Source organism: Gallalistipes aquisgranensis (assembly GCF_014982715.1).
Classification (GTDB): Bacteria; Bacteroidota; Bacteroidia; order Bacteroidales; family Rikenellaceae; genus Gallalistipes; species Gallalistipes aquisgranensis.
In genome coordinates this window covers 165,700-186,820 of record NZ_JADCJY010000001.1, presented here as the reverse complement: position 1 = coordinate 186,820, position 21,121 = coordinate 165,700, and the positions used below count along the sequence as shown (strand labels likewise).

Annotated in this window: 15 protein-coding genes; 4 read left to right on the top strand and 11 right to left on the bottom strand. The window is 62.5% G+C overall.

The window, feature by feature from the left end:
- Positions 1 to 3 precede the first annotated feature (3 nt).
- Entirely contained in the window at positions 4 to 213 is a 210-nt protein-coding gene (locus INF32_RS00630; RefSeq protein WP_226386483.1) for a heavy-metal-associated domain-containing protein, read from the top strand.
- A gap of 44 nt (positions 214 to 257) precedes the next feature.
- Positions 258 to 680: an organic hydroperoxide resistance protein gene (locus INF32_RS00625; protein WP_226386482.1), complete on the top strand. Its 423-nt coding sequence runs from the start codon at positions 258 to 260 to the stop codon at positions 678 to 680.
- Between the two features lie 202 nt (positions 681 to 882).
- Here the strand turns inward: INF32_RS00625 and INF32_RS00620 are convergent, their stop codons facing one another.
- The 6 genes from INF32_RS00620 to INF32_RS00595 all read right to left on the bottom strand — a co-directional run bounded on the left by INF32_RS00620 (position 883) and on the right by INF32_RS00595 (position 8,827).
- Positions 883 to 1,473 (bottom strand): SagB/ThcOx family dehydrogenase, encoded by a 591-nt coding sequence (locus tag INF32_RS00620; RefSeq protein WP_226386481.1) that lies wholly within the window; start codon positions 1,471 to 1,473, stop codon positions 883 to 885.
- Between the two features lie 168 nt (positions 1,474 to 1,641).
- Complete coding sequence (locus INF32_RS00615; protein ID WP_226386480.1) at positions 1,642 to 2,733, bottom strand: endonuclease/exonuclease/phosphatase family protein; 1,092 nt, start codon at positions 2,731 to 2,733, stop codon at positions 1,642 to 1,644.
- A gap of 71 nt (positions 2,734 to 2,804) precedes the next feature.
- A complete protein-coding gene (locus tag INF32_RS00610; RefSeq protein WP_226386479.1) occupies positions 2,805 to 4,994 on the bottom strand; it encodes a patatin-like phospholipase family protein in 2,190 nt (729 codons plus the stop codon).
- 226 nt (positions 4,995 to 5,220) lie between these two features.
- Positions 5,221 to 6,786 (bottom strand): glycerol-3-phosphate dehydrogenase/oxidase, encoded by a 1,566-nt coding sequence (locus INF32_RS00605; protein ID WP_226386478.1) that lies wholly within the window; start codon positions 6,784 to 6,786, stop codon positions 5,221 to 5,223.
- A gap of 152 nt (positions 6,787 to 6,938) precedes the next feature.
- Positions 6,939 to 7,616: an NUDIX hydrolase gene (locus tag INF32_RS00600; protein WP_226386477.1), complete on the bottom strand. Its 678-nt coding sequence runs from the start codon at positions 7,614 to 7,616 to the stop codon at positions 6,939 to 6,941.
- Between the two features lie 11 nt (positions 7,617 to 7,627).
- Positions 7,628 to 8,827: an L-serine ammonia-lyase, iron-sulfur-dependent, subunit alpha gene (locus INF32_RS00595; protein ID WP_226386476.1), complete on the bottom strand. Its 1,200-nt coding sequence runs from the start codon at positions 8,825 to 8,827 to the stop codon at positions 7,628 to 7,630.
- Positions 8,828 to 8,941: 114 nt separating this feature from the next.
- On the opposite strand from INF32_RS00595, the gene INF32_RS00590 reads away from it, so the two are divergent.
- Positions 8,942 to 10,435: a DHA2 family efflux MFS transporter permease subunit gene (locus tag INF32_RS00590; RefSeq protein WP_226386475.1), complete on the top strand. Its 1,494-nt coding sequence runs from the start codon at positions 8,942 to 8,944 to the stop codon at positions 10,433 to 10,435.
- Between the two features lie 87 nt (positions 10,436 to 10,522).
- Here INF32_RS00590 and INF32_RS00585 read toward each other — a convergent pair whose 3' ends face one another.
- Positions 10,523 to 10,747, bottom strand: coding sequence for a heavy-metal-associated domain-containing protein (locus INF32_RS00585; RefSeq protein ID WP_226386474.1), 225 nt, complete (start codon positions 10,745 to 10,747; stop codon positions 10,523 to 10,525).
- 115 nt (positions 10,748 to 10,862) lie between these two features.
- Positions 10,863 to 11,381 (bottom strand): ferritin-like domain-containing protein, encoded by a 519-nt coding sequence (locus INF32_RS00580; RefSeq protein WP_226386473.1) that lies wholly within the window; start codon positions 11,379 to 11,381, stop codon positions 10,863 to 10,865.
- A 91-nt stretch (positions 11,382 to 11,472) separates the two neighbouring features.
- On the opposite strand from INF32_RS00580, the gene INF32_RS00575 reads away from it, so the two are divergent.
- A complete protein-coding gene (locus INF32_RS00575) occupies positions 11,473 to 12,420 on the top strand; it encodes a hydrogen peroxide-inducible genes activator (RefSeq protein ID WP_226386472.1) in 948 nt (315 codons plus the stop codon).
- 72 nt (positions 12,421 to 12,492) lie between these two features.
- On the opposite strand, the gene INF32_RS00570 is transcribed toward INF32_RS00575, so the two are convergent.
- The 3 genes from INF32_RS00570 to INF32_RS00560 all read right to left on the bottom strand — a co-directional run bounded on the left by INF32_RS00570 (position 12,493) and on the right by INF32_RS00560 (position 20,998).
- Positions 12,493 to 13,500, bottom strand: a complete 1,008-nt coding sequence (locus INF32_RS00570) for a malate dehydrogenase (protein WP_226386471.1) — start codon at positions 13,498 to 13,500, stop codon at positions 12,493 to 12,495.
- Between the two features lie 123 nt (positions 13,501 to 13,623).
- Complete coding sequence (gene tamL, locus INF32_RS00565) at positions 13,624 to 15,948, bottom strand: translocation and assembly module lipoprotein TamL (RefSeq protein ID WP_226386470.1); 2,325 nt, start codon at positions 15,946 to 15,948, stop codon at positions 13,624 to 13,626.
- Positions 15,941 to 20,998: a translocation/assembly module TamB domain-containing protein gene (locus tag INF32_RS00560; protein ID WP_226386469.1), complete on the bottom strand. Its 5,058-nt coding sequence runs from the start codon at positions 20,996 to 20,998 to the stop codon at positions 15,941 to 15,943. Before INF32_RS00560 ends, tamL begins: the two co-directional genes overlap by 8 nt.
- Positions 20,999 to 21,121 lie beyond the last annotated feature (123 nt).

Here is a 21,121-nt window from a genome sequence, read left to right as displayed (position 1 = left end):
GATATGAACGCCAAGAAATTCAAAACCAACGCCAAATGCGGCGGATGCGTCGCCCGGATCGGAGAACACCTCAACCGGATCATGGAACCCGGCCAGTGGTCGGTCAACCTTGACTCGGGGGATAAAATACTGACCGTAACCGCCGACGTACCGACGGAAACGATCGTCGAAACCGTCCGGCAGTCGGGCTACAAAGCCGAACCGATCGAATAGGAACTTCCTTCCGAACGGCAGGGAAACATAAAAAACAAAACATCATGGAAGCAATCTACACGGCGGTGGCCACGGCCACCGGAGGCCGGGACGGCCACGTGAGCACTTCGGACGGAGTGCTCGACCTCGATCTGCACACCCCGGGCGCCATGGGCGGACAAGGGGGACGCTTCACGAATCCCGAACAGCTTTTCGCGGCGGGCTATGCCGCCTGCTACAACGGGGCGCTGAACCTGGCCGTGCGGCTCGCCCGCGTCAAAACGGGCACCACATCGGTGACCGCGTCGGTGAGCATCGGCAAGAACGACAGCGGCGGCTTCATGCTGGCCGTAAAACTCGACGTTTATGTTCCCGGGATCACGAAGGACGAGGCGGAAAAACTGGCCGAACAGGCCCACCATATCTGCCCCTACTCCAACGCCACACGCGGCAACATCGAAGTGACCACGGCAGTCAGTACCGACTGACGCCCCGGCACCCGCAGGCTACGCGGCCGGGAAAGAACTTCCGGCGGATTTCAGACACACCGGGAGCCCGCGCTGCCGGACAACGGACACGGGATGATACGATCCGCCGAATCCGTTTTCTTACGGTTTCACCCCTGTCGGCACCATCTCCGGCAGGGGTGATTTCCTTTTTTGAGAACCCGGCGGGACCCTCCGTCGCCGCCTACTCCTTGAAATACCCCACGGGATGATTCAGGAACGGGGTCTGCCGGTCACCGAGTTTCAGCGCCTTTTTCAACTGCTCCTTGTCCATCGTGGCACGCGGAACGGTCGCCAACCCCACCCCAGCGCAGAAGAGCGAAATGTTCTGGGAGACGATTCCCGCATCGAGCGCATTCCACGTCTGTCCGTCGTCAGCCACGAGGACGAGGCAGACGGGAGCCTCCACCGGACGCACGTCGCCCGCCGAAAGAGGAACCAACCGGTTCTGCCGTGCGTCGTACCGATAGCTTCCCTCTTTCATGCAGACGTACACGGCCACATCCTGCCGGTTCATCGCCGACGGAGCCGTACGGCCTCCCGTAGCCGGACGGTTGACGCCGTTGGCCGCCCAAAGCAGGTCGGACAGATCGCGCATCGAGAGCATCCGCGACGAAAATTCCCGGGTGGAGCGACGCTCGGACAGCGCCTGCATGACATTTTTGCCCCGCGTCAGGTCGGGGCTTTCCAGTTGAATCGTTTCCATATTCTGTCCCTGTAATTCCATCGAAAAGATCAGACCACCCATAAGCAGCGGCAAAAGCATCCTCTTCATACGTTTCTTTCTTTCGGATTCGACATAATCGTTATCTCTGCAATAATAGTAAAAAAGCTGATATCTTCCACCCCCTATCTCCGCAAAAACCGGATATGCGGACCATTCTCATACCCGAAGACAGACTCCGGATTCGGGCTTCCCCTACCCGTTTTCCGGAAAACCGCATCACTCCCGGTACCGGGAGACGAACCGGAGTTCCGCCACCACCGGGTCGTGGTCGCTCCACGGCAGCGACGGGGAATAATAGCGCACACTGCGGAAAGCATCGGAATAGAAAACGTAGTCGATACGGAGTATCCGGCGCATCTGGCGGAAAGTGTCGCCGTAGCCCGAACCGGCCTGGCGGAATCCGTCGGTCAGTCCGCCCAGCATGACCCGGTAGGTGTACGAAGCCGGAGTATCGTTGAAATCACCGCACACGATCACGGGTATCCGGGTCGTGTCGATCATCCCGCGGACGGTCTCGGCCTGTCGGGCCCGTATCCCGAAATTCCTGCGCAGCTCTCCGGTCATCGACACCACCACACGGGTCTGTCCCGTCACGCTGCCCAGCTCCCGCTGCCTGCGCAGATCGTCCTGCCGCCTGCTGATGCCACTCGTTTGCAGGTGGTTATTGAACATGCGCACCGTATCGTCCCCCACCAGCACATCGGCCCACATGGAACGGTTGTCGGTGTCCGGGAAACGGATCATTCCCGCGGCCAGCACCGGATAGCGGCTGAAGAGGGTCACCCCCTCGCAGGGCGTTCCCGAAGGCGGATAACGGTACGGCAGATAGCGGAATGCGGCGGCGATGCTGTCCGGCCCGTACGCAGCTCCCCCGCACGATTCCTGGAGACAGAGGACATCCACGCCCCTCGCCTCCATCTCCCGCGCGACATTCCCGGCCGTCGGGCGGACGCCTTCTTTGTGGAAACCGAAGACGTTGTAACTGGCCACGGTCAAATCGGGCGGACCGGCGACCCGCCGCTGGAAAAGGGGAACCTGTACCATCGCCGCCAGGTAGTGCCAGTTGGCCAGCAACCCGATCAGGGGAAGCAGCGCCCACCGGCGACGCATCACGCTCCACACGAGCGCCAGAACCGCACAGAGAGTCAGAACCGCCGGAAGCGCCAGTCCCAGCAGCGGCACCCAGTCCCGGCCGGGAACGGGCCGCACCCACGGCACGAAAACCGCAGCGACCGCAGCCGCGGCAGCACCCCACGTCACGGCCAGCAAAGCCGGATACAAGCAATATGTCGTGAATTTCTTTCCCATACCGTCAAGGCACGGCGTTCCGCCAATACAGGCAAAATTCTCTCCGGAATCCGCACGCGCGCCGCACACCGTCAGAAATAACGTCCCAGATTGAAATAGAGCCCGGCCTTCTTGTCCACGTTCGAATAGTCTACCATAAAACCGATCGGGCCGATCGGACTGTTGAACGAATAGGCGAATCCGCACCCGATCAGGTCTTCGCCCGAGAAAATATCTCCGAAATCGTGGCTCTGTTTCCCGTAATTCCCCAACAGGGAGACGTAGTGCCGCCTCCAGAGCCGCACCCGGAAATCGAGCCTCGCCACCACCAGCGAATTGTCGGCCAGTTCGAAGTGCTGCACCCCGATGAAAGGTATCTGCTGCGAGAGGTAGCGCCCGGCCACATCACCGCCCATGCAGTTCCACATGGGATAGGCGGCCTGCGGTCCGATCAGTACCCGCCCGTAGAGCGCCGGAATGAACGTGACCCTGCGGGAGGGGGAGAGCGCCCAGCGGAATCCGAGGTCCACGGCACTGAAGGGAGACCCGCCCTTGTAGGTGGCGAAATTATCGGTATAGAGCCCGTAGCGCAGACGCAGCGAGAGCCCCCGGACGGGATAATAATAGTTGTCGATCGTCTCCAGCAGGCCCGACAGGTAGTAACTCACCAGCCCTTCCGGTTTGACGGTCATCTGCTCTCCCTCGCGCGAGAAAAGGAAATTGTGGTAATCGAAATAGTCGAAGCGCAGACCGGCCGTGAACTTCATGTTCCGCACCCGGATTCCCGTCACGCTCAGGTCGGCCTGATGCTGGCCGAAGGTGACGTTGTTGCGCTTGCGCCCCTGCTCGTAGATGTCGAGGTTGTTGTATTTGAACATGTAGGAAAGCCCCATCTGCCCCATGAAGGTGTTGCCTATGCTGTAATCGACCCGGATATAGGGATTCTTGCTCAGACGCCCCGTCAACTCGAACGTAGAGCCCTTCAGCGTCCGCGGGCCGAGCGTGGTGTTGAGCAGGATCGCCGCCATCTCCTCCGAATCGAACCGGATGCCCAGATTGAGCGAATTGCGCGACTTCTCGCTCAGGAAAAGCGTGAACTCGTAGGGAGGCTTCCCGTTCAGTTGGTAGGTAATGTTGGAGAAGGCTCCCGACCCCTGAAGGGTACTCACCTCCTGCTGGATATCCTTCGTGCCGACCACGCTGTTCTCCTTCAGGGTCAGCGTGCGCCTCAGGATTTTCTCGTCCTGGGGGCTGAGCCCCTCGATCCGGATACGGCCGATCCGGATACTGTCCGAACGCAGAGCGTAATCGACCGTCTCGTGTTCGTACCACTCCTTTTCGGTCAGACCGATCCTGTCGCGCAGGGCCACGATCTGGTCCCACTGCTCCCGGGCCCGCTCCTCGCCCCGCCGGATCAGCGTGTCGATCGCCTCCGTATTGAAGCTGGCCGCCGAGTAGGGATGGATGTCCGGATGGATATAGAGATCGGTGCTTTTAAGGTTGGCCTCGTAGGCCGGTTCGCCGATGATCGAGGTGAACTGGTCCACGATGTCCATGACCGACTTGAGCTCCCCCGCCTTCTTCATGCCCGAAGCCAGATCGACACCGATCACCACCTCAGCCCCCATGTCACGCACCACGTCCACCGGAAAATTGTTGATGACCCCGCCGTCCACCAGCACCATGCTGTCCACCTCCACCGGAGCAAACGCTCCCGGAATCGACATGCTGGCTCGGATCGCCAGCGGCAGGTTTCCCTCGCGCACGACTACCTCCCGGCCGTCCACCATATCGTAGGTCACGCAGGCGAACGGAATCGGCAGCCGGTCGAACGAAACGGAGTCGTGATACCCCACCGTCAGTTCCGAAAGCAGGTTATAGACGTTCTGCCCGGCCAGGAAACCGGCCGGAACCTTGATCTTATGGTCGCGCGAAAGGGGAACCGACACGATGTAGCGGTCGGCCATCTCCCGTTCGGGGAAGAGCCGGTGGGAGCGGGCCACCTTGTCCGTCAGCAGGGCCGTCCAGTTCTGGGTGCGCACCATGCTGTCGAGCTCCTCCACGCTGTACCCGATGGCGTACAGGCCGCCCACGATGGCCCCCATGCTGGTTCCCGCGATATAGTCGATCGGGATACCCGCCTCTTCGAGCACTTTCAGCACGCCGATGTGCGCCACGCCCTTCGCCCCGCCGCCGCTGAGCACGACACCCACTTTCTTGCGTTCCGCTCCGGCCTGGAAGCATATCGCCAACGCGACAATAAACAGGAGGACCCTTTTCATAACGGCAATCAATTGTTATTCTGCAAATATAAACGTTAGATCGGAGAAACGAAACGCTTCCGACCCGGTAATTATGCCCCGAAAGCAGGTAAAAATAGTCCGTTTGGCCTCGCAGGGATTCCTGCCGGCAGGAATGTCCAGCACCGGAAGGAAAAAGGTCTTCCCGGATTTTCCGCCGCTCCGCCGCCGCAGTCCGCAGTCCGGCCGGTCCCGCAGTCCGGCGGCCTCACGCGAGTTCGTATCCGGAAGCCAGCCCGGCAAAGGCCTTCACCTGCCGCTCCTCCCACTGCCGCCCGTATCCCAGCTCCCCGGCCACGATATGCGCCACGGCCGGAGCCGCCTCCACGGCGGCCCGCGCATCGAGGAACAGCAGCCTCACCCGGCGGGCGAGAACGTCCTCCACGGTGCGGGCCATCTCGTGCCGCACGGCCCACACAGCCTCCGCGGCCGTATAAGGATAGTCGGGGGAGAGCGGAACCGCCATTTCCGGAGCCGAAAGCATCAACTCCTGCACGGCAGGCATGTCCGAACCGTAGATGCAGAGGTGGTTGCCCGGATCGGGCGAGGGACGGTAGCCGTGGATATGGTAGGAGGCGGTCGTACAGGGACGCCGGGGCAGCAGGCCCAGTCCGATGACCCGGTCCACCGTATCCTGCGCCATGCGGCGGTAGGTGGTCCACTTGCCGCCCGTCACGGTGATCAGCCGGTTTTCCGAAACGATGATCTTATGCCGCCGCGAAATCTCCTTCGTGCTCTGTCCGGCCTTTTTCGGGGCCGCCAGCGGACGCTGCCCGGCGAAAACGGACCGCACGTCCGAACGGTCCGGTTTACGGGCCATGTAGAGACCGGCAGTCTTCAGGATGAAGGCAATCTCCTGCTCCAGCGGACGGGGTTCCAACTCCGGCCTCTCACGCAGCACATCGGTCGTACCCACCACCACCTTGCCGTGCCACGGTACGGCGAAAAGCACCCGCCCGTCCGAGGTCTTCGGGATCATCAGCGCCGATTCACTCTCCAGGAAGGAGCGGTCGAGCACCAGATGCACCCCCTGGCTGGGACGCACCAGAGGATCGGCCCCGGGATCGTCCATCCTCACGACGTCGTCCACGAAGACCCCGGCGGCGTTGACCACCACCGTCGAACGCACGGAATAGGAGGCACCCGTCTCCAGATCGGTCACCTGCACGCCCGCCGCCCGGCCCCGCACGTCGTGGATCAGCCCCGTCACCTTCATGTAGTTGACCGGAACCGCCCCTTCGGCGATGCAGGACTGCATCAGGTTGACCGCCAGCCGGGAATCGTCGAACTGCCCGTCGTGGTAGAGTACGCCGCCCCGGAGCCCTTCGGCCCGGATCGCGGGAAGCATTTCGAGCGTCCGGCGGCGCGACAGGTAACGCGAACGGCCGAATCCGAGCCGTCCGGCCAGCAGGTCGTAAAAGGTCAGTCCCGCCGTATAGAGCACGTTGTCCCAAAGCCGGTAGTTGGGAATCACGAACGACTGGTCCTTCACCAGATGGGGCGCGTTGCGCAGCAGCAGTCCCCGTTCGCGGAGCGCCTCCATCACCAGCCCCACGTCTCCTTTCTCCAGATATCGTACCCCGCCGTGCACCAGTTTCGTGCTCCGGCTCGACGTGCCTTTGGAGAAATCGCTCTGTTCGAACAGCACCACGCTGAAGCCGCGCAGGGCGGCGTCGAGCGCGATCCCGAGTCCCGTGGCGCCACCGCCCACGACCGCCATGTCCCACACCTGCGAAGTGTCGGCGATGCGGCCGATCAAATCTTCCTTTTTCATAATTTCCGTCTGTTTCGTTCACTCCCTTCGTCTCAATATTCCTGCCACAGATGGACCCCGCACCGCAGAGACGGACGAAACGACCCTTCCCGCACACCGGACGGGAAGGGATTCATTCCGACGGAATTACAAAACGGAAAATTACCGGAACCCTACTTCCGGGGAAAACGCACCAGATCGAGTTCCCCCGCCCGGAGCGCCACCTCTCCGAAATCGGGATCGCCCCTCAGTTCCTCCAGCGGTACCCAACGGAATCCCTCCGACTCCGCCGCGTGGCAGCGTACCGCACCGGGATCGCCCGCATACTGGAACGCGAACCGCAGGTCGTAATGGACATGTGCGTCCTCCCTCTTGGACGGATTGGCCGGAATGGGATGACTGTTGAGCCCTATCGGGACCGGCCCGGCGGCAGGCCGCGGAAATCCGGAACGGGCAAAGTCCGGAACGGGCATCCCGGAACCGGGCTCTCCGCCGCCCGGAACACAACGGAGAGGAGACAGCGCCCTCAGATCGGCCTCCCCGAATCCCGTCTCCTCCCGTATCTCGCGGAGGACGGCCTCCGCCAGCGAGCGGTCGGACGGTTCGAGGTGGCCGCCCGGCTGAAGCCAGCGCCCCAGCGCCCGGTGGCGCAGCATCAGCACGCGGTCGCCCTCGCGGGAGAAGATGAACCCGCTGACGGTCAGATGTCCGCGAAAGTTCTTCCGGTCGCAGTAAGCCCCTTCCCGGCACTCCTCCACGAACTCCGAGAACTCGAGGTAACGTTCCCGTCCGTCCGGATAAGCCGTCAGAAAAATCTCCAACGAATCCAGTATATCCCGCTTGCCGACCATACCCACCCGATCTATTTCTTCGAATATTCGCGGGCCAGCCCTCCCTCGGCGGTCTCCTTGTAGAGGCTGGGTATGTCGTGGCCCGTCTCTTTCATCACCTCCACCACCTTGTCGAAACTCACCCGATGGCGTCCGTCGGAGAATGTGGCGAAGATATTGGCGTCGAAAGCCCGGGCCGCCGCGATGGCGTTGCGCTCGATGCAGGGAATTTGCACCAGCCCGCACACGGGATCGCACGTAAGGCCCAGATGGTGTTCGAGAGCCATCTCGGCGGCATATTCGATCTGGGCCGGGGTCCCGCCGAAAAGCTGGCAGGCGGCCGCGGCCGCCATGGCGCAGGCCACGCCCACCTCGCCCTGACAACCCACCTCGGCGCCCGAGATGGAGGCGTTGGTCTTGACCACGTTGCCGAAAAGCCCCGCCGTAGCCAGCGCCCGCAGAATACGCACCTCCAGAAAATCCCGCGACGTGGAGAGGTGGTACAGCACCGAGGGAAGCACTCCGCTCGATCCGCAGGTGGGAGCCGTGACGATCTCCCCTCCGGCGGCGTTCTCCTCCGACACGGCCAGCGCATAGGCGTAGATCTTGCCCCTGCTCTGCATCGCGTCGGCATACCCCCGCGCCTTGACCATATAGGTAGCCGCCTTGCGCCGCACGCCCAGCCCGCCGGGCAGCACCCCTTCGTTGTTGAGCCCGTTGGCGATGGAACGCTTCATCACGTCCCACACGGTCCGCAGGTAATCCCAGATTCCGGGTCCCTCGCACTCGTCCACATATTCCCAATAGGTGCGGCCGCCCTCCTCGCACCAGTGCTGGATGTCGGCGATACGGCTCATCGGATAGACCGAACCGTCGAGCGGAGGCGTCTGTTCGTTGGCCAGCGAACCCCCGCCCACGCTGTAAATGAACCACTCCTGTACCGTTTTTCCGTCCTTCAGACCCTCGAACTTCATGCCGTTGGGATGGAAGGGAAGGAATTCGGAGGGTTTCCAGACGATCTCCACCGGAGCCACGGGCTGCAATACGGCCAGAATGGCCGAATCGGTCATGTGGCCCCGGCCTGTGGCGGCCAGCGAGCCGTAAAGCGTCACACGGAAGGAGTCGGCACCGGGACAGCGTTCGAGAAACTGTCCAGCCGCCCGCTGCGGGCCGATGGTGTGGCTGCTCGAAGGACCGTGCCCGATCTTGTAGAGTTCGCGGAGGGATTCCATAAGGTCGATTTTTAAATCCGTGTAAAGATAACGCATTCGCGGCAATTCCGGCAGAAAACGGAGGAATTTTCGGACGGCATTTTTTTTGCGCCCTCTCCCGGCAAACAATTTCGTATGAGCGGATTCAGAGAACGGCTTCGGGAGAGCGCGGCCTACAAATGGTGGGTGCTGGGTTTCGTCATGGTGGGCACCTTCATGGCGGTGCTCGACATTACGGTCGTGAACGTCGGAATGCCGGCCATCATGTCTGCCTTCCGTATCGGACTCTCCACGGCCGAATGGGTTATCACGGCCTACATGATCACCATGACCGTCATGCTCCCCACGGCCGGGTGGCTGGCCGACCGCTTCGGCAACAAACGGCTCTACATCGCGGGGCTGGCCCTGTTCACCCTCGGCTCGTGGCTCTGCGGACGGGCCTGGAGCGACGGGTTCCTGATCTTCTCGCGGGCTTTGCAGGGCATGGGTTCGGGCATCATCCAGTCGCTGGGACTGGCCATCGTCACGCGCGAATTCCCCGCCGGACAACGGGGCACGGCACTGGGCGTGTGGTCGGTGGCGGCGGCGGCCTCCATCTCCTTCGGGCCGCTGCTCGGAGGATTCCTCGTGGACGAGTACAGCTGGCACCTGATCTTCGACGTGAACGTACCGGTCGGCCTGCTGGGCATCGCAGGAGCTCTCGTCATACAGAAAGAGTGGAAAAACCCGGCCCTGCGCCGGTTCGACTGGCCCGGATTCGTGTGTGCCGCCCTTTTCATGCCGCTGACGATCTACGGGCTGTCGCGAGGCAACGCCGCCACCAATCCGAAAGGCTGGGAGGCTCCGGAAGTGATCGGCTCCTTCGCCGTGGGCGGCGCGGCATTGGTCCTCTTTATCTTTACGGAACTGAAAACAAAACACCCGCTGCTGAACATCCGCCTGGTGGGAGAACGCAATTTCGGACTCTCGATGGCCGTGCTCCTCCTGTTCGGCATCGGAATGCTCGGAGGGACCTACCTCGTGCCCCTCTACCTGCAGAACGGCCTGGGATGGACGGCCATCATGGCCGGAAGCGTCTTCCTGCCCGTAGGCGTCATCCAGGGCATCCTGTCGACCGTCTCGGGCATCCTCACGCGGCATGTCCGCCCACTGGTCCTGGTTTTTGCGGGCGTACTGGTCATGGCGGCGAGTTTCTGGGTGGCCAGCCGTTTCACGGCCCGTTCCCCGCACGGCTACATCCTGCTGATGCTCTACCTGCGGGGATTCGGCATGGGCCTCACGTTCGCGCCGCTCAACCTCTTTTCGCTGCGCCACGTGGCCCTGCACGACATGGCGGCCGCTTCGGGCATCGCCAACAGCATCAAACAACTCTCGGGCAGCGTGGGCATCGCCCTGCTCACGGCCGTGATGACCTCGCGCACGGCCTACCATGCGGCGCACGGCACGGCGTCGAAAACCGATCTCTACATCGCAGGCATCACGGACGATTTCCGGATGCTGGTCCTGCTCACCCTCCTTTCGCTCGCCCCGTTCCTCTTCCTGCTCCTGGGACGGCACCGGCCCTCCGGCACCGGGACGCAAAAAAGCCGGAACGCACCGCAAACGCGACGCTCCGGCCCATCGTCCTGACGAAGAGCATCCGGCTGAATTTCCCTGCGACAAGGGCCCGTTCCCGCACACCGCGGGGAGGCACGGTCCGGTCGCCCGGACACGCCGTCAGACGGCCGGCTGTTTCTCCTGGGGCAGGACCCGGTAGCCCATCTCCCCGAGTCTCCGCTCCAGGCGGGCACGGTCAACCTCCTCGGTATGCTCCACCGTCACGCGGCCGGAAAGAGGATCGACCGAAACGCCGTAAACGCCCTGCACCGCGGCGAGCCCCCTGTGAATGGAACCCCGGCAGCCGCAGGCCATGACGTTCTCTATCCGTATCTCCGTTTTCATACTCCTTTTCAGCCAAAAAAGGGCGGCGCTCCCCGCGGAAACGACCGCCCTCCCTTCAACGCATTGACAAAGATAGTTAAAGTTTCCCGGCCGGCCGTTGCCGGCCGGGGTTCCGCTACACGCGCTCCTTCACCTGGAGAAAATCTTCTCGCATACGGCGGAAATCGGCCATCCATGACTCGATGTCGTCCTCGTGGTCGATCTCGTCCTCCAGAATTTCGACGGCCATCCGGTAGGTGGCGTAGTCCTTGCCGATCGTGTACTCGGCGATGTGCTGATAGCGCTCGATGGCGCACCGTTCCCCGCGCAGGTTCTGCTCGAGGATGCGCTCGATGTAGAAATCGGTGGGCGTCTCGTAGGCGCACTGCGCATGGGTAAACCACTCTTTCGGGCTGAGCAGGGGCACCCCGTCCAACTGTTTGATACGTTCGACCAGCATTTCGGCGTGGTGCAGCTCCTCGTCGGCATGTTTGAGCAGTTCGGGCTCGATGTTGCTGCGCATCTGTCCCTCCATGACCCGGGCGCCGATCCAGTACTGATAGTAGGCCAGCCACTCCTCGGCCAGGGCGGCATTCATCTCCTTGAGCAGTTTGTCGACGTCCAGTTTCGAAATCTTGACAGCTTCTTTTCCCATAATCTCGTTTTTTTGATTGTTCACTTCCCCACACTCCTGCAAAAGTGATTCCAAAACACATATCAATCAAAAGGATAATCACTATCTTTGTATGGATAAAATCTATGCCGTCATGACCCTGCAACAACTCGAATACATCGTGGCCCTGGCCCGCCAGCGCCATTTCGTGAAGGCTGCCGAACAGTGCGGCGTCACGCAACCCACCCTGAGCGCCATGATTCTCAAACTGGAGGAGGAGCTGGGCGTCGCCCTGTTCGACCGCACGAAACATCCAGTGGAGCCCACCCCGATCGGAGAGGCGGTCGTGGGACAGGCGCAGGTGGTTCTGAGCAATATCGCGGGACTGCACGAAATCATCTCGCAGGAGAAGGAGTCGCTCGGGGGAGAGCTACGCATGGCGGTCATCCCCACCGTATCGCCCTACCTGCTGCCCGATTTCCTGCACCATTTCCGGGAGCACTATCCCGCTGTCCGGCTCCACATACGCGAAATGCGCACGCCCGTCATACTGGAACAGCTCCGCCGGGCGGAGACCGATCTGGCCATCCTGGCCACGCCCCTGTCCGAAAACGAATTCTTCTCCATCCCGCTCTACTACGAGAAGTTCGCGGCCTACGTCTCGCCCCTCGAAGAGATTTACGGCAAGGAATCGCTGTCGGCCTCCGACATGCCGCTGGACCACCTGTGGGTACTTCAGGAAGGTCACTGCATCCGCAACCAGGTATTCAACTTCTGCCATGAAAAGGCCCGTACGAGGCAGGCGTACGAAGCGGGCAGCATCGACACCCTGGTGAAGATCGTGGACCGCAACGGGGGCTACACCGTGATCCCGGAACTGCACATCGGCCTGCTTGACGAAACGCAGCGCCGCAACGTGCGCCCGATCGCCGATCCGCCCGCCGTACGGGAAATTTCGATCGTCATCCGCCGCGATTTCATCCGCGAACGGATGCTCAACGCCGTGGCCGATACCGTAAAAAGCGTCATACCCCGGGAGATGCTGGACGAACGGCTGCGGAAATTCGCCATACGGATCTAAGCGGGGAACAGGAAAGAGACGGTCCGGACCTTCACAGGTCCGGACCGTATTCCCGTCCACGACGGAGACAGGTCATTTCAAATGGGGGTTCAGCTCCCCCCACCGTTCTACGGGAGGCACGATCCCCATGCCGATCACCTCGTCGCGCAAGGCACACAGATGACGGTAGCTCGCCTCGAGCGCCCCGGCTTCCGGAGCGGTACCCTGCGGAACGCGATAGGCCACCCCCTCTTTCGTAATCACCGTATCCATCGCCATCAGGATATGGCGGAACTTGTCGCACGACACATACACCCCGGCCGGCCAGCGGAACGGTTCGCCGCCCATCGCCGCACGGATCATCTCCACGGAGAGGTAGGCCGGACTCTGGAACGACGAACGGCCCCTCAGCTCGATGATCCGCTTGCCTCCCTGGATCACGCGCTGCTGCAACTCGGCCCACTGCTCCTGTCCGAGGGCCGAGGAACCGATCAGCGAATCGAGCGGCGTGCCGTCGATCTGCGTGCCCGAAGCGAAAACGGCCATCTGCTCGCCGTGGCCGCCGTACGTGCGGGCATGGGTCACGGTGTCCTGCGCCACGCCGAAGAAACGGGCCAGCTCGGTCTGGAGACGGGTGCTGTCGAGCGCCGCCAGCGTGGAAAGCCGGGAGGGTTCGATACCGGCATGAATCAGGGCGATCAGCCCGGTAATGTCGGCCGGATTGAAGACCACCACCACGTGTTTCACGTCGGGACAGTAGGCCCGTATATCCTTGCCGAAGCGGGCGGCGATCTCGGCGTTCCCCTTGAGCAGATCCTCGCGGGTCATGCCGGCCTTGCGGGCCGCACCGCCCGAAGAGACCACGTATTTCGCCCCGGAAAGCGCCTCGCGGATATCGCTGGTCCAGGTGAGGTTCACGCCCCCAAAACTGCAATGGTACATCTCCTCGGCCACCCCCTCCAGCGCGGGGGCATAGGGATCGTAGGCGCAGATGTTGGGTGTCAGACGCATCATCAGCGCCGTCTGCACCATGTTCGAGCCGATCATGCCGGCCGCGCCGACGATCGTCAGTTTTTCGTGCGTAAGAAAGTTCTTTTCCATGACGTTTTCCGTTTTTTTATCGTTGACAAATCTATTCTTTTCCGTTTCTCCTGACAAATAGAAAAGAGGCATGCCCCATAAGACGGGGTTATGACGGCAAAATGCGTACCGGACCGTACGGCGTCAGAAAGGATAGCCGATGGCCAGATGGAAACCGAGACCGTCCTTGAAACTCTGGATATTGTAATACCCCCGTTTGTCGGGATTGGGATAGGGCGTGTGTATCCCGATTCCCAGGTCGGCCCGGAGCACCAGGTAGCTGATATCGTAGCGCAGGCCGAAACCGGTTCCCAGGGCGATGTCGTTGAAAAAGCCCTTGGCCGTGAGTACGCCGCCCGGCCGCTGGGGATCGTTCTTCAGCAGCCAGATATTCCCAGCATCCACGAAAACGGCTCCGTTCAGGCGACCCATCATGCGGAAACGCAGTTCGATGTTGGCTTCGAGCTTGAAATCGCCCGTCTGGTCGAGGTAACGGTTCGAGTTTCCTTCGGGCGGGCGATAGCTGCCGGGGCCCAGCGAGCGGATCGTGAAGGCCCGGATGCTGTTGGCCCCCCCGATATAGAACTGTTCGCTGTAAGGCATCACGCTCGAATTGCCGTAAGCCCAGCCCGCCCCGACGAGCAGCCGCGAAGCCAGCGTATTGTAACGGCCGAGCCGATGGTACTCCTTGAACTCCAGCACGCCCTTGACGAACTGGGAGAACTGGTTGCCGAACAGGTATTTGCTGCCCTTCTTGCCGAATGTCTCCATGGCCGCCCAAAGCAGGTTGCCGGCCGAAGTGGCCGAAGCCTGGAAAAAGAAGCGGTCCTTCTGCCGGGCTCCGTAGGAGCGGTCGAAGGTGTAGACGTAGTTCACCGAAGGGATGAACTGGTTCCGGAAACTGAGGGCGATGGCGGGATTCTCGTCCATCGTCCGGTCGAAAGAGGCCGTGGTGCTGAGCAGGTTGTTGTAAACCAGTTTGAGCACGCTGAGCGAATGGAAGCTGTACGGCGAGGTCTGGAAGTCGAATCCGGCCGAAGCGTTGAACGAAACCATGTGGAAGAACTGGGGCCGGTTCATCAGATCGACGCCGATCTGGAAGGTCGTCCGGTTCGAATAGCGCGTGCGTCGCCCCAGGAACCGCGGGGTCAGACGGGGAATGCCCAGACTCATGTTCAGGCCGAATTCATAGGAGTTGAGCAGAGAACTTTTCGTTCCGTCGGCCTGTTTTCGGCTGCCGGTCTGCCACTCGTAGTTGCCGTTGAGCTTGAGGGTCAGCACCTCGCCGCCCCGGAAAATATTGTTGTGGCGCAGGGAGAAGATCACCCCCGGGCCGATGAAACTGTTCGACTTGGACGACACGTCCACCTCCAGTTCCGCCTCCAGCGGCTTGTCGAGCGCCGCGTCGATCGTGATGTCGAGCGAATCGGCGCCCCGGAGCGAATCGACCGGGGGAACGTTCAGATTCACATAACGGAAGATGCCCAGCTTGTTCAGATTGGTCTGGGTCGTGTTCTGCGCCTCGACGGTGAAGGTATCGCCGGGATGGATGCCCACGGCACGGGCCAGCACGCGGGGCCGGATGCGCAGCGGCTTCTGGTAGTCCACCTCCATGCGGCGCAGGCGCATCGTATCCCACGGACCGGGCGTCACGTTGCGCAGCGACAGGTTCACCTGCCCCACCCGATACGGTTTCAGCACCTCGGCCGGCACACCCGGCCGCAGGCGCATCCGCAGAGCCACCTGCCGTTCGCCCTGTGTGGTATCGGCCTGGTATTCGATGTATTCCGGACGGAAATAGTAGAACCCCCGGTTGCGCAGCACGTCGGAAATCCGTTTACGCTCACCGGTAAGGGTATCCAGATCGTAACGCATCCCCTTGCGGATCAGCGACGAAGCCCGCAGGCTATCGACCAGCCGGCCGATCGTCCCCTCCAGCCGCAGATAGGCGATGCTGTCCAGATGGTACGGCAGGGGAATGTGCACCCAGTATCCCACCCGTCCGGCTTTCGGATTGCGTTTGCGCGGATAGAATTCGTACCGTGTCTCTGCCCCGAAATATCCGTGGTTACCGAGCAGCTCCTCGACCACCTTCAGCCGCAGTTCGGGCTGTACGCGGGAGATGAGCACGGGCTCCTTGGAGAGCTTGCCGTATAGCCAGTATTTGAAACCTTTCTCTTTCGGCGTATAGAGGTGGTTGTAGGCCCAGAGGCCCAGCGGGAAGGGAGTGCGCAGCCACGGGGTGTAGAGCGTGTTGTTCGGGGCCACGGAGAGGGGTTCCTTCACGGCGGAGACCACGTCTCCCGGCACCGCCCCGTCCCGGCCGGTCGAATCGACCGCCTCGGTGATCTTCATCTTCTTCACGCCCGTATAGAGCACCTCCCCCTCGCCCAACCGGCGGGTGGTGGAACAGGCGGCCAGCAGAGCCGCGCAAAGAAGCGGGAACAGGTATCGCAGGGTTCTATTCATGGTCGTTCGGATTACTGCCGGAGGCAGAGGGTTTCGTGCCGGGCGCTGTCTCCGCCGGGGAGACCGGCACCTGCGGCCCCGGGGGCACCTCGCCGAGGGGGGCGGCACTCTTCTGCCCCTTGTCCTCCTTCCGCTTCCGGGGCCGGGTGATGCGGAACAGGTCGCCCAGTTTCAGCATCTTCTTGCGCACCACGAAACCGAAACCGGTCTGGGTGATCTCACCCTCCAGAATACTCTCGAAGCCCGTGTGGCGGAACACCTTGAGGAACATGTTGTCGCGCTTGGTGAGCATGTACTCCAGGGAAATGTCGTCGATCAGGTTGTCGGCGGTTCCCTCGCCCGGGTCGGCGTCGGAGCTGATCTTGCCGCCGATCACCGTCCGCACGCGGTTGTTGAAGAGGCTCTTGCTGAGCTTGTAGGAGTAATCCGTACGCTGCGACTCCCCTTCGGCCGTCACCTGGTTGTAAGTGTCGATGCCGAAACTGAGGTCCACTCCCTTGAGGTTGTTGCGGGCCCACTGGTTGAGCTCCTTTTCGATGAAAGAGTTGAGCGGATTGGCGCTGTCGGCCTTGGCCGTGGTCCCCGGACCGTTGTAGGTGTTGTAGACCAGCAGGCTCATCGCCTGCGTGGAGCGCTGCTCGCCCGTGAGCGAAGTCAGCTGGTTCTGGATGGTCAAGTCGTCCGGGGCCGAAAGGTCGAACGTGATGGCCATGTCCTTCAGCGTATTGCGGATATTGATGCTGATATTGAAATTCACCGGACGGCTCGTCCCGTCTTCCGAAGTGACGGTCGTACGGACGGTCTCCACGGCGGTGATATTGAACGAAGGATCGGCCATCTCGCCCGTCCACTCCACGAAACTGCCCTGCGTGATGTCGAACACCTTCTCGGAGATGACGGGGGGATTGTAGCGCACCGTTCCTCCCGAGAGAACGTATTTCCCGGAGAAGCGGCTGTCTCCCAACGGATTGACCGTATAGGTAAGATTGCCGCCTCCCTTGAGGTTGATCCGGTTGTTTCCGTCGTCGGAGAGGTAGACTGACATCTGTACGTCCTGAGCGATCCCGACGTTCATCAGCAGGTTCATCCCCCCGACCCTGATCCGGTTCATGGAGTCGGCCCGCAGGACGGCCGTCGTATCGGCGAAGTTGACGAACTCCACCACCTCCTGATTCTGGGTCTTCACCTCCAGCGGCGAAGCCTGCATGACATAGGTGACCTGCGTACCGCCCAGCAGATTCAGGCCGCCCTGTATGTCGAGCGCGTCGAGCGGTCCCCGGACGGTAGTGTGCAGGTCTATGTCGGCCCTGCCGAAGAGCATCGCCCCCCGTTTCCGGGCCACATCGAGCACCTGGAAATCGGAAGCCGCCACCCGCAGGTCGGTAGTCATCCGGGCCGGATCGCGGGCATCCACGCTGCCGTCGAGCCGCATGCGGCTCTTGTTGGGGGCGATAAGGGCGAAATCCTCGAACACGATCCGGTTGCGGTCGATCGTCACGGGAGTGTCCGAAATCCCGAAAGCGGCACCGATCATGGGCACCTCGACCTTCGTGCCGTCGAAACGGAGCGAACCGTCCAACAGCGGAAGCCCCTCCCCTCCCTCCACCTTCAGGCTGCCTTTCAGTTTGCCCGAAAGACGGGCCATGTCGGCAGGCAGGAAAGCGTTGGCGGCCGCCAGCGGCAGGCCGGGAATGTCGATTTTCGCGGAGAGCCCCTCCGGATATTGCTCCGAAGCCTCGGTAACGTAACGGCCCGACGCGGAGAGGGCCTCGGTACCGTCCACCGAAAGTTTCGCCCCGAACTGCTGCCCTCCCGGCAGGGTCTTGTATCCGGCTTCGAGCGCGAGATTCCCGACACGGCTCCCGTCGTAACCCAGTTCGGTCACTCCGATTTTTCCCCGGGCCGCCACGGTGTTGTGCACCAGTCCGAGCAGCATGTCCGCGTCGAGCGTTCCCGAAACGGGCGGCGAACCGGGGAACATGCCCAGCGCCGTCTGGAGATTCAGCTTCGCCAGGTCGAGGCGGATGCCCCCCGGCACGAAACCGGGTCCGGCGGAGAGCAGGTAGAAATGCTGCCCCGTATCGGTCCGGCTGGTCAGCCGCAGATCGCCCTCCATCGCCCCTCCGAACCGGTACGACACGAAATTGCCGTCGTTGACCGCCCAGGGTTCGTAGCCCAGCACCAGCGTATCGGGCCGGACGCTGAGACGGACCGTACTGTCGGCGTAGGCCGCCCGCACACCGATATCGAAGCCCGTCTCTCCGATCCTGCTCCGCTGGAGGGCATGCAGATAGGCATTGTTGCGGAGCAGGTAGCCGTCCAGAGCGATGCGTGCGGCCCGCTTGTCCCGGTCGGTCAGGGCGGAAAAAAGGGCGTCGTAGTCGAGACGGTCGCCTACCCGGTCGAAACCGAAACTGAGCGTATCGAGCACCACGGAGGCCGTCGTCCAGCCGTTCGCCACCAGATCGAGCCCGAGCGGCGTGGCCGGGGAAGCGGACGACGCCACCGACAGGGTGCGGAATCCCATACTCATCGTACGGAGATAATTGTTCAGAATGTTGTCGGTCCCGGCCGAAAGGGTGAAGTTGTAAACGGGCAGCACTTTGTTGAGCGTATCCATCGCCAGGCTCCCCTCCGCCAACTGGGCCGAAACGAGGGCGGCCGCACGGCCGAAAGCCGCAGCCAGCGTGTCCGCCGGCACGGGCGAATAAAACTCCATGCGCAGGTCGCCCGAGGTGAATTCGGCCGACACCTCGTCGGGCCGGGCGGCGACGGAGACGGCCGTCGGGCGGATGGGATTGTCTCCCTGCCGGTCGCGGATCACGATGTCGCCGAGCGCCACCCGGGCCTCGTAGCCTTCCCGTTCGGAGGCCGAAGCCGAGACATCCAGCACGAGCGATCCGCCAATAGGTTCGTCCACGAAACCGAGCCGTTGCAGGTCGAGACGACCGAGCTCCCCGCGCAGGACCGCCTGCTGGCGCTCGCGGGTCAGCGTCCCGTCCACGTCGAACGAAAAGGCGAGAGCCGGCCCCGTACTGCCGAGGCGCCCGGTCAGCGTCCCGCGCTCCAGCCGCGCCTCCACCGACAGCGGCGCATAGTCGTAGCCGCGGAAATCGAGCCGCCCGATCCGCAGGTCGGCCCGCATCCGCATCAGGGAGTCAAACGGGTCAAACCGCTCGCCGGAAGCCTCGACCGTCATCGAAAGCCGGCCGAGCGAATCGGCGGGCAGAAAACGGGAAAGGGGGAAGTCGTCGGCCTCCATCCGGGCATCGTACCGCTCGGCGAGGGGAGCGAAGGTTCCCTCCACCGACAGGGAGCCGGAATGCGGGACAAAAGGCTCCGGCACGGGCAGGGAATCCACAGCGAGCGGAGCCGGACGAACAGGCAGGGTATCGGGTGCGATCGCAAGAACGGGAACGGAGAGGTGCGAAGAGTCGGAAGCCGCGGCGAACGGTACGGCCACAGAACGGGAGAGCGTATAGGCGGTCCCTGTACGGACCTCTCTTCCTGCGGATTCATCCACGTAAAGCGTGAGCCGGGGTGCGTAGCTTCCGGCATCGGCCAGCACATCGCCCCGCAGACGCATCGGAGGCAGGGCGATCCGTTTCCGCAACGCGGTATCGGGCAACAGGGGCAACAGGGAAGCGAGGTCGGGAAAATCCCCCGACAGACGCAGACGGCCGGACAGGCGGCCGGGTTCCAAAGCCGACCGCAGGTCGCCCGACACGGCGACCGAAAGCACCCCGGGAAGCGCCGCGGCCAGCCGGCCGATCTCCAGATCGTTCAGGCGTCCGGCCACCTCTCCCTCCAGCGAAAGGGTCCTGCCCTCCAGCACCCGCCGCAGGGAACTGTCGGCCGGAAGGAAAGGCATCAGATCGGCCGTCGCAAGACGTGCACCGAACGAGAGGGCAACCGGCGCAGCCGGGTCCATCTCCGCCACGGAAGCCCCCGCCTCCGCATCGGCCGAAAGTTCCGATCCGGGCAGGCGCAGGCGCAGACCGGAGAGACGGTAGCCGAGGCTGTCCATCGAAATGCCTCCCGTCAGCGCCTCCACCCGCAGTCCGCTCCTCTCGCGGAACGAAAGGGCGGCGATGCGGGCACGCACTTCGCTCCCGCGATTATAGAGCGTATCGACCGAGAGGTCGAGGCCGGTGACCCGTACATGGTCGGGATCGAAACCCGGAGCGGGCTCCCCTGCGGTCACGCCGTAGGAAACCGCATTGCCCGTCAGCGCCAGACGTTCCACCCGGACGCTCCACGGCAGGGAGACTGCGGTATCGGCCGGAAGGGTATCGGGCCGGACGGCCGGAGGCACGTTTTTCACCGCCAGCGTATCGGTCAGGTAGGCGTAATCGGCCCCTTCGATCCCGACCTTCTTGACAGCAACCGACTGTCGCCCCAGATCCACTCCGCACCAGCGCACCGAAGCATCGGGCACCCGGACCACGATGAGGGCGGCCCCGTAGGCGTCGTTCATGGAGAAATCCACATTACGCAGGCGAATACGGGCCACATCGACCACCCAGCCGGGCATCGGCGAGGCGGCGGCCGTATCGGGAAGCGATACGCCCGTAAGCATTTCGATCCGGGCCGAATCGAGCGTCACGAAAGGGATTTCGACCCGCTCTCTCTTCAGGTCGGCACCGTCGACGCGCAGGGCGAGACGACCCAATCCGACCTTCATACCGAAACCGGTGACGGAGTCGGCATAATGAACGAAAGCGTCTTCCAGCGAAAGCTGGCGTACGATCACCCGGCTGCGGATCAGCGGCAGCAACGCCACATCGAGGCGCAGGGCCCCGGCCCGCAACAGGGTATCTTCGGGAGGCTGCACGGCACACACGCCCTCCAGCGAGAGTTTCAGGGGGAAGGAGAGGCGCAGGGCGGAGACGGAGAGCGCCATGCCCGTCTTTTCGGAGGCGATTCCGACGCCTTTCCTGCGAACGATATCCTGTACGAAAGGCACGTAGAGCAGCCCGGGGAGCAGAATCAGCACCCCGAGCAGGACCAGCAATGTCCTCAGCACGTATTTCAGTATTTTCCTTCCCATCTGTCTTTCCTTCCCGACACGGATAACTTCTTCGCCCTAAAGAGAAACGATCCCCGCTCCCGCAATCGGCATACCAAACACACCCCGGAACCGCAAAGGGCGGAAATGCCTCCTTCCGGAGGA

Coding starts and splice junctions, on each gene's coding strand:
- INF32_RS00630 (WP_226386483.1), top strand. CDS start 4: ATGAACGCCAAGAAATTCAAAACCAACGCCAAATGCGGCGGATGCGTC.
- INF32_RS00625 (WP_226386482.1), top strand. CDS start 258: ATGGAAGCAATCTACACGGCGGTGGCCACGGCCACCGGAGGCCGGGAC.
- INF32_RS00620 (WP_226386481.1), bottom strand. CDS start 1,473: ATGAAGAGGATGCTTTTGCCGCTGCTTATGGGTGGTCTGATCTTTTCG.
- INF32_RS00615 (WP_226386480.1), bottom strand. CDS start 2,733: ATGGGAAAGAAATTCACGACATATTGCTTGTATCCGGCTTTGCTGGCC.
- INF32_RS00610 (WP_226386479.1), bottom strand. CDS start 4,994: ATGAAAAGGGTCCTCCTGTTTATTGTCGCGTTGGCGATATGCTTCCAG.
- INF32_RS00605 (WP_226386478.1), bottom strand. CDS start 6,786: ATGAAAAAGGAAGATTTGATCGGCCGCATCGCCGACACTTCGCAGGTG.
- INF32_RS00600 (WP_226386477.1), bottom strand. CDS start 7,616: ATGGTCGGCAAGCGGGATATACTGGATTCGTTGGAGATTTTTCTGACG.
- INF32_RS00595 (WP_226386476.1), bottom strand. CDS start 8,827: ATGGAATCCCTCCGCGAACTCTACAAGATCGGGCACGGTCCTTCGAGC.
- INF32_RS00590 (WP_226386475.1), top strand. CDS start 8,942: ATGAGCGGATTCAGAGAACGGCTTCGGGAGAGCGCGGCCTACAAATGG.
- INF32_RS00585 (WP_226386474.1), bottom strand. CDS start 10,747: ATGAAAACGGAGATACGGATAGAGAACGTCATGGCCTGCGGCTGCCGG.
- INF32_RS00580 (WP_226386473.1), bottom strand. CDS start 11,381: ATGGGAAAAGAAGCTGTCAAGATTTCGAAACTGGACGTCGACAAACTG.
- INF32_RS00575 (WP_226386472.1), top strand. CDS start 11,473: ATGGATAAAATCTATGCCGTCATGACCCTGCAACAACTCGAATACATC.
- INF32_RS00570 (WP_226386471.1), bottom strand. CDS start 13,500: ATGGAAAAGAACTTTCTTACGCACGAAAAACTGACGATCGTCGGCGCG.
- tamL (WP_226386470.1), bottom strand. CDS start 15,948: ATGAATAGAACCCTGCGATACCTGTTCCCGCTTCTTTGCGCGGCTCTG.
- INF32_RS00560 (WP_226386469.1), bottom strand. CDS start 20,998: ATGGGAAGGAAAATACTGAAATACGTGCTGAGGACATTGCTGGTCCTG.